Source organism: Robertkochia flava (assembly GCF_020166515.1).
In the GTDB taxonomy this organism is placed as follows: domain Bacteria; phylum Bacteroidota; class Bacteroidia; order Flavobacteriales; family Flavobacteriaceae; genus Robertkochia; species Robertkochia flava.
Map to the genome: position 1 here is coordinate 720,605 of NZ_JAINZT010000002.1, position 12,253 is coordinate 732,857.

Consider the following 12,253-nt stretch of genomic DNA (forward strand, 5'->3'; position numbering starts at 1 on the left):
GTTTATGCGGAAAAAAAGAGACTCTTCTCCCTCAGGAAAGGGTTGCCACGCCGTTGGCGGGGAGAGGAGGGGTTCATATGCAGTGGACGGAGAAAAGGATTGCTACCCTCCCCCTCGAAGGAGGAGGTGGTTCGGGTAACGTGTGGCGGAGGAGGTACGCTGTTTTGTAATGCTTAAGCCCATTGGGAGGCTCTACAATCCCATAATCTCATTATTTCATAATCTCATAATTCTACCTAAATCACGAAATCTGTCATTTTAGACGCATACAATTCATCTATGGCTTTTTCAAAATGGGCGGATATGATCTTTCGTCTGATCTTCAGGGTAGGGGTGAGCTCTTCCTCTTCCTGGGAAAACTCCCTGTGGAGCAGTTTGATCCTTTTGATCTTCTGAAATTCGGCAAGTTCTTCCTGCAACAGGTTGATCTTGTCTTCAAAGAATTTTTTGATTTCTGTATGGTTAAGGAGGTCTGCTATACCCTGATAGTCGAGCGATAACTGGGAAGCGTAATTTTTAAGGGCTTCAAAGTTGGGTACGACCAGGGCAGTAACAAAAGGCTTACCCTCGGCCACCAGCATGGCCTGTTCTATGAAATTATCATTGGTCAAAAGGCTTTCCGTTTGCTGGGGGACGATATACTTACCCCCTGCGGTCTTCATGAGGTCTTTTATCCGGTCTGTAATATACAGACTCCCGTCACTCTCTATGCGACCTGCGTCTCCGGTTCTGAACCATTCGCCTTCAAAGACCGCCCTGGTTTCCTGTTCCTTGTTGTAATACCCTTTCATAACAGTCGGGGCCTTTACCAGGATCTCGTCATCTTTCCCGATCCTGATCTCAATGCCTTCCAGGGGCTTTCCAACAGAACCGATCTTATAGTGGTGCCTGCTGAAGGCAGTAACGGTGGCGGTGGTTTCCGTCAGGCCATATCCTATGGTTACCGGGATGCCCGCAGCAATCAAAAAGTCCTGGATCTCCGGGGAAAGGGGGGCGCCGGCAGTGGGGGTCATTTTCAGGTGGCCTCCCACTATATCTTTGATCTTGTTCAGTACCAGTTGATCTGCGATGCGTTTTTTTATTCCTGTAGAAAAAGGCACTCTCCCATGCTGATTTATGATCTTCTGGTAATTTCTGCCCTGTTCCACTGCCCAATGGAAGACCTTCTTTTTGCCTGGAGAAGCGGTTTCAAGACGGTTTTGAATCTCATTATAGATCTTCTCGTACAGCCGTGGTACCGTGCAGAAAAGCGTGGGTTTTACCGCCTGAAGGGCTTCCATGATCGCTTTCGGGTGGGTCAGTACAGAAACCTTGAGCCCCCGGTGCAGGCAATAAAGCGTCCAGGTGCGTTCAAAAACATGACTCAGGGGTAAGAAGGAAAGCGAATGGTCCTGGTCTGTAATAAACGAAAGGTATTTATCGTGGATATCAAAGGCGGCAACCATATTGGAATGAGAGAGCATGACCCCTTTGGGTTCTCCGGTGGTTCCGGAGGTATAGATTATTGTGGCCAGATCGTCTTTCCCTGTGGATTTCATCCGGGATTCAAGTTCAGCAATGATTTCCGGACCCTGAGTGACCTTTCTGAATGCAGATAATAAGAGGGGCGCAGGGTCATTCGTTTTCCCTGTATCCTCAAAAGAAACAATGGTTTCCAATGGGGTTAAACCACGCTCCAGGATGGCATGGGCCTTGTTGAACTGTTCCCTGCTTCCGGTAAAAACCAACCGGATCGCAGCATCGTTGATAATATATTCAGCCTGTTTAGAAGTATTGGTGGCATAGATGGGTACCGTAACCGCTCCTATGCTCATAATGGCCAGGTCGGTGAGTATCCATTCTATGGAATTCTGGGCAAAAATGGCCACCTTTTCCTGAGGGGCTATTCCGTGATCGATTAGGGCAGCAGCAATTTCCCTGATCTGTTCTTCAATGATCCCTCCCCGGAGGTCCTCCCATTGGCCGGTAGATGAGTTAAGGAGTGCAAGAGCCGGTTTTTTCGGGTTGCTATTGATTTGTTCAAAAATGGAAACTACCGTATGATCTTTCATCTTTCTCTGTAATTATAACTGCCTGTTTTTTCAATTCTGCACTTCTTCATACCGGAAGCAATCGGTAACATGGTCATTCACCATACCCGTAGCCTGCATATGGGCGTACACCACGGTGCTGCCAACAAACTTGAATCCCCGCTTTTTGAGGTCCTTACTGATCTGGTCAGACAGGGGGGTGTTGGCCGGAATGTCGGAATGCGATGCAAAGTGGTTTTGTATGGGCTGGTGATCCACAAAACCCCAAATGTATTCGCTGAAACTGCCGAATTCCTTCTGTACCTCCATAAACGCTTTGGCATTGGATACCGTTGCACGGATCTTCAGTTTATTTCTTATTATTCCCGGATCCTCCATGAGTTCCAGGAGTTTAGTTTCTGAATAGGCGGCGATCTTTCTGTAGTTGAACCCGTCGAAGGCCTTTCTGAAATTCTCCCTTTTTCGCAGGATGGTGATCCAGCTTAAGCCGGCCTGGAAGGTTTCTAAAATGAGGAATTCAAATAGTTTGTCGTCATGCTTTACCGGGACCCCCCATTCGGTGTCGTGATACGTTTCGTATAAGGGGTCGCCCTTGCACCAGGAACATCTTTTCATGAAGATCACAATTGATTTAATAAAGGCAAAGATACGCTTTGTAAGGTTTCTGTAACTTTGCCACTAAGTTATACAGATGGATTTTAAAAGTGACTTTGAGTATGATGGAAAATAACCGTTCCCAGGTTCTTGACCCGGTTCTGTACAGCGCTTTGGAAGAGGCTTTGTCTTATGAAGATTTTCGGTCGGAAGTGCAATCCCTGCTCGATACCAATCGGGTGACGGGAATACAGCAGAGCGATGCCTACCTTCATTACACCTTGATGAATGAAAAGCGTATGGATCGTTGGGAAAAGACGTTTAAAATGTCTGATGATCAGGTGGAACAGGTAAGGGCTTTTTCGGGAGATGTCACCTGGCTGGTGATCACAGAAGGGTGGTGCGGAGATGGCGCCCATGCCCTTCCTGTCATGAAAAGGATCGCAGACCTCAATGAAGGGATTGCCCTGAGGATTGTGATACGGGACGAATGGCCGGCCCTTATGGATGCCTATCTTACCAATGGGGCACGCTCCATACCTAAGCTTATTATGATCGATAATGGTTCGGGAGTGGTGCTGGCTACCTGGGGCCCGAGGCCTGCAAAAGCTACAGCCATGGTAGAGCGGGAGAAACAAGAGAAAGGAACGCTTAGCCCCGAATTCAGGGCCGCACTCCAAATGTGGTATAATAAGGATAAAGGCAGGGATATCGCCGGGGATCTTATCCGGCTACTCTCCCTGGAATAGGTACGTTATAGATCCGAGTTGTTTTAATTTCCCGGATTCTGCGTTGAATCTGGCCTGTTGGGCGTAGTAGATGGCGTTCTCCACCAGGCACTTGTTGGTGGTGGTAGAACTTTTCTGGTTGAATTCGGCGTCGATCACCATGCCTTTATCGTCCACCTCGATGTTGATGACTACTTTCCCGAAACTTTCACAGGTGTAGATCGGATTGGGAATATCGAGTTTATAGCGGTCTTTCAGGGAATAGGTAATGGTAGTTCGCCTTTTGATATTTAGAGGCTCCTTCTTTTCTTCCTTCAACAGCTTCTCCATAGCTTCCTTCTGCTTTTTTAGCTTTTCGGAATATTCCTTGGCAAGGTTGAGGTTTTCAGAAAGCTCATTCAGCTCTTCACCTGCTTCCTGTTCAGCCTCCATCTTTTCGATCTCTTCCTGCAATTCCTCTAGGGTTTTAAAGTCTTCCAGTTCCTGTGCAAACCTGCTCTCGTTCGCTTCGTTATAAGCCATATGGGTCTCCAGCTTCTGCATGGGAACAGGTTCTTCTTCCGGGATCTCTTCCTCGGGAAGTTCCTCGTCAAAAGAAAGTTCATAGAGATATTCTTCTTCCTGCTGGTCGCGGAGCTTGATATTGTAGGCAGTGAGCACAATGATCCCCATCAGGCAGAAGGTGATGATAAAGGATAATTGTTTGTTATTCAGGTTCATTATACAGGGACTTGGTGTTTAAATATAGTAAAAATTACAAAGCCTCTCTTTCCAGCATGTCGGGAAAGTCAAGAGGACTCATGGCATTACTTACGTTGAAATCACCAATTTTGGTTCTTCGCAGGGAAGAAAGATAGGCCCCGCTGTTGAGGGCTTTGCCCAGGTCACTGGCCATAGACCGGATGTAAGTGCCCTTACTGCATACGATCCGAAAGGAAAGTTCCGGGAAATTCACCCCTGTGATCTCGAAGGCGTCGATATGTACATTCCGGGGTTTGATCTCTACTTCCTTTCCCTCCCGGGCAAATTCATACAATCGCTTTCCGTCTTTCTTTACGGCAGAAAAAACCGGCGGATACTGCTCTATGGTGCCCAGAAACTGATTCGCAATGGTTTCGTCGATAAGTTCCGGGGTGATATGATCCGTGGGAAATGTGGCGTCAATGCCGGTTTCCATGTCAAAGGAGGGTCTTGTGGCTCCAAGGGTAATGGTCCCTGTGTATTCTTTGACCATTCCCTGAAGTTCGGGTATTTTTTTTGTGAATTTTCCGGTACAGATCACCAGGAGTCCTGTAGCAAGCGGATCCAGGGTGCCCGCATGTCCTACCTTGATCTTTTTGAGCTTAAAGCCTTTTTTTATGGCCCATTTGATCTTATTAACTGCCTGGAATGACGACCATTCAAGGGGTTTGTCTACAAGGAGGATCTGGCCTTGTTTTATGTCTTCCTGGGTGTATTTTATCATACCATTACCTGTTCCGGTTTAAACAGGACAAAGTTAGGTATAATAATAGCCCAGAACAATGGCAAGAAGACCTACAATAAAGCAATAGAAGGAGAAATACACCAATTTACTGCGCCGCACCAGGGAGATCATCCAGGTACAGGCGATAATTCCCGATACAAAAGCAGCCAGGAATCCGATGGACAGAATTTTGATCTGGGTGTTCTCATAACTCAGCTCTCCCGACAAAATGTCCTTGGCGATCTTACCAAGGATCAGGGGGACTACCATGAGAAATGAAAATCGTGCAGCCCTGCTTTTGTCATTTCCCAGCAAAACAGAGGTAGATATGGTAGCGCCGCTTCTCGAAATACCGGGCAGCATGGCAATGGCCTGGGATATTCCGATCACAAAAGCGTTGGAATAACTCACGTCTTTAGCTGTTTCCCTGGCCTTGTCTGCGAGGTAAAGCAACAGTGCCGTTACAATAAGCATGAAGCCTACCAACAGGATGTTCCCTCCGAAAAGCGCCTCCAGCTGGTCTTCAAAATACACGCCTACAAGGGCTGCGGGAAGCATGGAAAGGATGATCTTCAGGGAAAATTTCTTTTCTTCATTCCACCCTTTTGAAAAAAGTCCGCCAAAGAGCTCGCCCACGTCTTTTCGGAATACCACGATGGTGCTCAGGGCCGTTGCAAAATGCAGGATAACCGTGAACAGGAGACTTTCTTCAGGAACCATATTGTCACCCAGCAATGCTTTCCCAAGTTCCAGGTGTCCGCTGGAGGAAACAGGTAAAAATTCGGTCAGCCCCTGAATGATTCCAAGGATAATGGCATCAAGTATTTCCATAAAAGCAGCAGGAGGCCGGATTATTTATTCTTTCTTTTCTTGTGAGGATTCATCAGGATGGCATAGACCTCGATCCCAAACCCGATCAGTACCAGGGTGGGGGCGAGACGGATCCGTCTGAAGCTGAAGATGTCAGGGTTGAAGACTTCCGGATTGTCACTTCCGCCCCCGCTCATAAGGATAAACCCGAGCACAATGATGGCCAGGCCAATAAACATGACGGTGTAATTTTTACGGTGAAATACAAAATCCTTTTCTCCGTTGGGAGAAGCCTGATCCTTCGTGTTGTTTTTACCCTGAACTTTTTTCATAAATCGTTTTTAATAGTAGAGATCATCTGTTCTGAGGTTGAGAAATCTCTGGGTTGCAATATAAGTGCTAATCCATGTAATTACAATTCCCCCGAGAAAAATTGCTGCGAATAACATTCCGATAACCGGCAAATCGTCAAACAGCCCTAATTGGGGGTATTTTCCCGAAAGGTAATAAAGCAGGCCTCCGATAGACAGCAGGGCGATAACCGCTCCAAGGATACCGAGTTGTACGCTTTTCATAATGAACGGGCGACGAATAAAGCTCTTGGTAGCTCCCACCATTTGCATGGTCTTAATAATGAATCTTTTCGAATAGATGGAAAGCCGTATCGAACTGTTGATCAGTAATACAGCGATCAGGGTGAAGGCCGAGCTGGCGATCAATATCCACAAACTGATGCGTTTCACGTTTTCATTGAGTAGTGATACCAGGGGTTGGTCGTAGGCGACCTCGGCGATATAGTCTTTCCCGGCGAGTTTATCCGCAATAACACGTATGCTGTCTGATTCCACATAATTGGCTTTCAAATGGACCTCTATGGAGTTTTGCAGGGGATTATGACCGAGAAATTCCAGGAAGTTTTCACCGATCTCCTTGCTGTGTTGCTCTGCCGCTTCCTCCTTTGATATAAACCGGGCCGTTTTGGTATACGGGGCCATGGCCAGGCTCTTTTGCAGCTGGGTTACCTCCACCTCCTTGGCGTTATCTTTCAGGAAAACCGTTACCGCGACCTGTTCCTTAAAGTGGTTGGCCAGTTTCTTGGTGTTGATTACCAGTAATCCTAAAATGCCGAGAAGGAATAGTACCAGACCAATACTCAGGACAACAGAGAAATATGAAGATATTAGTTTGCGCCGCTGGTAGCGTTCAAAAGATCTGCTCATGGATAGTAAAATTGGATGTGTAAAAGTAATAAAGTAAATTTAATCGATATAATCTCTTAACAGGAAAGTCATGCATATTATTGTGATTGGTATTGGTGGTGTCGGAGGGTATTTTGGCGGTCGCCTGGCACTTACCGGTCACAGGGTAGAGTTCGTGGCCAGGGGCCTGCACGGGAAGACGATCGCAGCCGACGGACTGAAGGTGAAAAGCGTGGATGGCGATTTCATCGCTTATCCGGATCAGGTGCACAGCAGCCTGGAAACCATTGAAGCCCCGGACCTGGTACTGATCTGTACCAAATCCTGGCAGCTCGAGGCCATAGGGAAGGAGCTTAAAAGCCGCATCAACAGGGACACCGTTATTCTGCCGTTGCAAAACGGGGTGAGCAGCGTGGAGCGGCTTATAAAGCATGTGCCGGAGCAGCAGGTTTTGGGCGGATTGTGTAAGATCATTTCTAAAATGGAACAGCCCGGGGTCATCGATCATTTTGCATTTCATCCCGAAATTATTTTCGGAGAGGTTGATGGCAGCAGGAGCGAACGGACTGTCCGCTTGGAAGCCCTTTTCCGGTCTGCTAAAATTGATGCCCGGATATCTGAGGATATCCGGTTGGATATGTGGAGGAAGTTCCTCTTCATTTGTGTTATAAGCGGCATGGGGGCCCTTTGCAGACAGGAGATTGGAGTGATGCGGGAGGATGCCGGGATCCGGGAGCTTATGGAAAGATCTGCAGAAGAGATCCTGGAGGTTGCCGCCCATAAGGGGGTGGGACTTACCCGCAACGATATGGATCGCGCCTTTCGTGCCATCGATGCCCAGGAATATCATTCTACCGCTTCTCTTCAACGGGATATGATGGATGGAAAACCCTCGGAGATCCACGATTTTAATGGTTATATTGTGCAGGAAGCAGCCCGTCTTGGTTTGTCGGTTCCTGTAAATACATTTATTTATTATACCCTGCGTCCTATGGAGGAACAGGCGAGGGAAAAGAAAGGAAAAAGCCTATGAACATACAGAATGAATTACAGCAGGTACAGCTGTTTTCGAATTTGGACCTTCTGGCCAAACAGGTGGTTGAAGGATTTATCAGCGGACTACATAAGAGTCCGTTTCATGGGTTTTCCTCAGAATTTGCCGAGCATAAGATCTACAACCAGGGAGAAAGTACCAGGCATATCGACTGGAAATTGTACGCCAAAACGGATAAGCTGTATACCAGGAAGTACGAGGAGGAAACAAATCTGCGATGTCATCTGATCATCGATAATTCGTCTTCCATGCATTACCCCCGGGTGAAGGAACAAACTGCCGCTAACCTCAATAAAATAGGGTTCTCTGTTCTGGCTGCCGCCAGTCTTATGCAATTGCTCAAACGCCAGCGTGATGCTGTGGGGTTAAGTGTTTTCTCGGATGCCTATGAATTGTATGCGCCTGAGAAGGGTAGTGAGCGTCACTTTCAGAAATTGATGGCCCATCTGGAAGACCTGGTGAGTCCCAAGGCTGCCGGGTCGGGAACCCGGACGTATACCTATTTGCATCAGATCGCCGAAAAGATTCACCGTCGCAGCCTGATCTTTCTTTTTACCGATATGTTCCAGGTAGAAACCGGAAGGGAAGAGCTTTTTAACGCCCTCAGGCATCTGAAATACAACAAGCACGAAGTGATCCTGTTTCATGTGATCCACAAGGAAACAGAGGTCGATTTTAATTTTGATAATACCCCCCGGAAATTTAAGGATGTGGAAACCGGGGAGGAGCTGGAGTTGTTCGCAGAGAATGTGAGAGAACCCTACCGGGAATACGTAAATAGCTTCCTGAATGAGATCCGGTTAAAGTGTCTTCAATACCGTATTAAGTATGTGGAGGCAGATACCTCCAGAGATTTGCAAAAAATTTTAATGACCTACCTGGTTGAGCGACAAAAGTTTGCCTGATAGGGGGTGAAAAAAGTTTCATTTTTTTTCACAAAACGTTTGCGGTATTAAAAATGGGGTGTATATTTGCAACCGCAATCAAGAAAGGTCTGGTAGTTCAGTTGGTTAGAATACATGCCTGTCACGCATGGGGTCGCGGGTTCGAGTCCCGTCCAGACCGCCAACAATCCGGGAAACCGGAAGCCTGAAAAGCCTCCAAATTCAGAGGCTTTTTTTGGCGTGTTAAGATTAGTTGTGTTGTTTGATCGCGCTTGTCGCGATCGTGGTTTAGTAGTTAAACCAATGAAAGGCTTTCCTAATTTGGAAGGCTTTTTTTGTTACGGAACTTTAGCGTTGAGAACCCCTCGCACTCCTGCCTTGACTTATTAATTTTAAATTCCTCATTTTCCCTACCTCCCTACCTCCCTACCTCCCCACATCCCCATATCCCCACATCCCCATATCCCCACATCCCTATATCCCCACCTTCCCATCTCCCTCCTCAGAAAAGTATCTTGAATTCAAGGGAAGTAGATCAAAATTTCTACTTTTGCGCGACAATTGATTTTTCATGAGAAATCACAGTTCATGGGAACCAATATGAGGGGCTTTTTGAAAACCGGGATCAAAATTGCCAGACAAGGGAAAATAATGAAGAAGCTATTATTGTTGTTTTTATTATGGGGGTTCGATGGTTGGAGTCAAACCGATCACCTGGCCCCGGCCGATAGTCTGTTCTATTCAGAGATTTACAAGCAGGCGAACAGGTTAAGGGAAACCGACCTGGACTCTGCCTTGTATTACTACGAGCAGCTGGATGTGTTCCTGGAGGATAAGAATTACCTTCGCCAGCGTCTTGGCGTGCTTTTAGAAATTGGAAATGCCTACCTGACAAAGGGACAGGCCGACCGTGCCCTGGAGATCTACCTTGAGATTCTCGATTTTACCGGCTCAGAAGAGGATTCTACCTATAAATTATATGCAGAGATCAGTATAGCCGGAATTTACCTCGATGGAGAGGATTATCAGAAGGCGCTCGGGCGTTATCAGCATATCCGGGAGCATTATCGGGTAACAGATTCCACGCATATTAATTTACTACCTTATTGTGTGATCTATAACAACGAGGGGGTTGCCAATGAGAATCTCGGGAACTATGCTGAGGCAGAAACGCTTTACCGGAAAGCCATCGATCTTTCCCTGCAGATTTCTGAGAAGTACAACCTGGCCAACGCCTACAGCAACATGGGATCCCTGAAATCCAGGATGGAGGATTATCCTAAGGCATTGGAGTGGCATCGCAGGGCTTTGGAAATAAGGGAAAAAGAAAATTTAAGCCTGGGTATTTGTCAGTCGCTGAATCATTTGGGTGTAGTTTATTCCCTTCTTGGAGATCTTGCAAAAAGCGAGGAGAATTTTAAAAGAGCTTTGGATATTGGAGTGCAAATGGGTTATGCCAAACAGGTTATAGAGGCTTCGGTACCCTTAAAAGATATCTATTTTCAAAAAGGAGAATTTGCCAGGGCTTTTGAGGTGCAGCAACTGGAGCTTGATTTCAGAGACCGGGTGTTTAATGAAGAGCGTGTAAAAAACCAGGAGCGCCTGAAGGCAAAATACGAATACGAGCTGGAAAAGCAGATCGCCGCCAAAAACCGCGAATTCCGGGAAACGGTCTATAAATTTATTTTCGGGGTCATGCTGTTGCTGCTCATCATCGCCCTGATCCTTTACCTGCTTCAGAAAAGTAAGACGCGCCAGGGCGAGTTGCTTAACGAGAATATAAAAAAGGAAAAGCATTTGCTGCGGCAGGAGCTGGATTATAAGAACAAGAAACTCATGTCTAATCTGATGTTCCTGCTCCAGAAAAATGAATTGATCTCCAGTCTTATTCTTAAACTTCGGGATGCCAAAAAGGGAAATAAGGCAGAGGGCGATAAGATCATTTCAGAGATCATCCTCCAGCTTAAGCACCATCACAGTGCCGAATCCTGGGAAGAATTTGACCTGTATTTCCAGGAGGTCCATTCCGATTTTTACGCCAAGCTTTCCTCAAAGTTTCAGTTAACCCCTAACGAAATGAAACTGGCGGCCTTTTCAAAACTCAAACTCTCATCCAAAGAGATCTCCTCCCTGACCGGGCAAAGTATCCGTACCATTGATGTAGGGAGGTACCGTTTGCGCAAAAAATTAGGGATCAATAACGCAGATGTGAATCTCACTACCTTTCTTAACAGCCTTTAGTGCATTTCGCTGTAAATCAGCTGTTTGTTTTCCATTGTATACATATTGTAACCTGTAAAAATGGGGTTGTATAGATTTTGTGACCCTGTTTATTAGGGGTGGTTCGCTATTGTTTTTTTCATTTGAGATATCAGAAATCGGCGGTTTTCATTAAGCGCCAAAAACTTGAATTAAGATGAAAAAATTATTGTTTTGGATTCTCCTTTTGCCTTTGTCGGTGAAAGTTGGTTTAGCCCAGGAGAATTCAGGAGTGCAAACTACCGCAGCACCCTTTCTTTTAATTGTGCCTGATGCCCGAAGCGGGGGGATGGCTGATATGGGGGTGGCTACGTCTACCGATGCGAATTCTCAATTCTTCAACGCGGCCAAATATGCCTTTATGGAAGAGGATATGTTGGTAGGTCTTAACTATACCCCATGGTTAAGAAACCTTACAAACGAAGTGTTTCTCGGTAGTTTTTCTTTTGCGAAACGTATAGATGAAAGAAGTACATGGGGTGTTGGGATGCGTTATTTCTCCCTGGGTGCTATACAACTGTCTGATGGGGCAGGAAACGGTATGGGAACGGAGACGCCTTATGAACTGGCACTCGACGGTTCGTACTCTCTTAAGCTCAGTGAAAATTTTGCCATGGCCGTATCCGGGCGCTACGTGCGTTCTGATTACGCATTGCGCGTTGAAAACTCGGATCTGAGGACGGTGAATACCGTGGTGGCCGATGTTGGAGGGTACTACGAGTCTGATCTTCAGCAAATCGGTAAGATGCAGGGTATCTGGCGTGCCGGACTATCCCTTAATAATATCGGTTCCAAGGTGGAATTAGTGGAAGGAGCTGAAAAGTCTCAGATGCCAACCACCCTGAAACTGGGAACGGGGTACGAGTTTTTACTGGATGCCAAAAATTCCCTGACCACCAACCTGGAATTGAATTCCCTCCTTGTGTCTAATAACGATATCGGAAGCCTTATTTATGCCCTGGGCGCAGAGTACAAATACAATAATGTATTTGCCTTGCGTACCGGATACTTTCATGAAGGAGAAAATTCCGGGAACAGGCAGTTCGCTTCTTTTGGTGGAGGGGTGGCATTTAGGAATGCCCGTCTGGACATCTCTTACCTGGTGAACACCTCCGATGTGGTAAGCCCGCTGGAAAATACCCTGCGGTTTTCCCTGAGTTTTGTTTTTGGCAATAACGCCAATGTTCAGCAGAACTCCACAGACGACGTCGCGGCACTAAATTAATAGAA

At 46.5% G+C, this 12,253-nt stretch carries 12 protein-coding genes and 1 tRNA gene; 6 read left to right on the plus strand and 7 right to left on the minus strand.

Translation table 11 applies throughout. The features are described from left to right. Nucleotides 1-236: 236 nt before the first annotated feature. Together K7R11_RS03620 and K7R11_RS03625 are read right to left on the minus strand one after the other, a co-directional pair. Nucleotides 237-2,051, minus strand: a complete 1,815-nt coding sequence (locus K7R11_RS03620) for an AMP-dependent synthetase/ligase (protein WP_224488722.1) — start codon at nt 2,049-2,051, stop codon at nt 237-239. Nucleotides 2,052-2,081: 30 nt separating this feature from the next. After that, a complete protein-coding gene (locus K7R11_RS03625; protein ID WP_224488724.1) occupies nt 2,082-2,645 on the minus strand; it encodes a DNA-3-methyladenine glycosylase I in 564 nt (187 codons plus the stop codon). Between the two features lie 101 nt (nt 2,646-2,746). On the opposite strand from K7R11_RS03625, the gene K7R11_RS03630 reads away from it, so the two are divergent. Beyond that, entirely contained in the window at nt 2,747-3,373 is a 627-nt protein-coding gene (locus tag K7R11_RS03630; protein WP_224488725.1) for a thioredoxin family protein, read from the plus strand. On the opposite strand, the gene K7R11_RS03635 is transcribed toward K7R11_RS03630, so the two are convergent. The 5 genes from K7R11_RS03635 to K7R11_RS03655 are packed head-to-tail and all read right to left on the minus strand — an operon-like array spanning nt 3,356 to nt 6,847. Continuing rightward, nucleotides 3,356-4,072: a hypothetical protein gene (locus K7R11_RS03635; RefSeq protein WP_224488726.1), complete on the minus strand. Its 717-nt coding sequence runs from the start codon at nt 4,070-4,072 to the stop codon at nt 3,356-3,358. The two genes, K7R11_RS03630 and K7R11_RS03635, sit on opposite strands and share 18 nt — an antisense overlap. 34 nt (nt 4,073-4,106) lie before the next feature. Further along, complete coding sequence (gene truB, locus K7R11_RS03640) at nt 4,107-4,817, minus strand: tRNA pseudouridine(55) synthase TruB (protein ID WP_224488727.1); 711 nt, start codon at nt 4,815-4,817, stop codon at nt 4,107-4,109. A 33-nt stretch (nt 4,818-4,850) separates the two neighbouring features. After that, the gene (locus K7R11_RS03645) at nt 4,851-5,648 is read right to left on the minus strand and encodes an undecaprenyl-diphosphate phosphatase (RefSeq protein ID WP_224488728.1); all 798 of its coding nucleotides are present in this window, start codon (nt 5,646-5,648) and stop codon (nt 4,851-4,853) included. Nucleotides 5,649-5,668: 20 nt separating this feature from the next. Next, on the minus strand, nt 5,669-5,959 hold the full coding sequence (locus K7R11_RS03650) for a DUF3098 domain-containing protein (RefSeq protein WP_224488729.1): 291 nt from the start codon (nt 5,957-5,959) through the stop codon (nt 5,669-5,671). A 9-nt stretch (nt 5,960-5,968) separates the two neighbouring features. Beyond that, a complete protein-coding gene (locus K7R11_RS03655; RefSeq protein WP_224488730.1) occupies nt 5,969-6,847 on the minus strand; it encodes a cell division protein FtsX in 879 nt (292 codons plus the stop codon). A 70-nt stretch (nt 6,848-6,917) separates the two neighbouring features. On the opposite strand from K7R11_RS03655, the gene K7R11_RS03660 reads away from it, so the two are divergent. The 5 genes from K7R11_RS03660 to porV all read left to right on the plus strand — a co-directional run bounded on the left by K7R11_RS03660 (nt 6,918) and on the right by porV (nt 12,248). Beyond that, complete coding sequence (locus tag K7R11_RS03660; RefSeq protein WP_224488731.1) at nt 6,918-7,859, plus strand: ketopantoate reductase family protein; 942 nt, start codon at nt 6,918-6,920, stop codon at nt 7,857-7,859. Beyond that, nucleotides 7,856-8,785, plus strand: a complete 930-nt coding sequence (locus K7R11_RS03665; RefSeq protein WP_224488732.1) for a DUF58 domain-containing protein — start codon at nt 7,856-7,858, stop codon at nt 8,783-8,785. Before K7R11_RS03660 ends, K7R11_RS03665 begins: the two co-directional genes overlap by 4 nt. Before the next feature lie 86 nt (nt 8,786-8,871). Further along, a tRNA-Asp gene (locus K7R11_RS03670) sits at nt 8,872-8,948 on the plus strand. 467 nt (nt 8,949-9,415) lie between these two features. Further along, complete coding sequence (locus K7R11_RS03675; protein ID WP_224488733.1) at nt 9,416-11,005, plus strand: tetratricopeptide repeat protein; 1,590 nt, start codon at nt 9,416-9,418, stop codon at nt 11,003-11,005. A 175-nt stretch (nt 11,006-11,180) separates the two neighbouring features. Beyond that, nucleotides 11,181-12,248: a type IX secretion system outer membrane channel protein PorV gene (gene porV, locus K7R11_RS03680; RefSeq protein WP_224488734.1), complete on the plus strand. Its 1,068-nt coding sequence runs from the start codon at nt 11,181-11,183 to the stop codon at nt 12,246-12,248. The last annotated feature ends 5 nt before the right edge of the window (nt 12,249-12,253 follow it).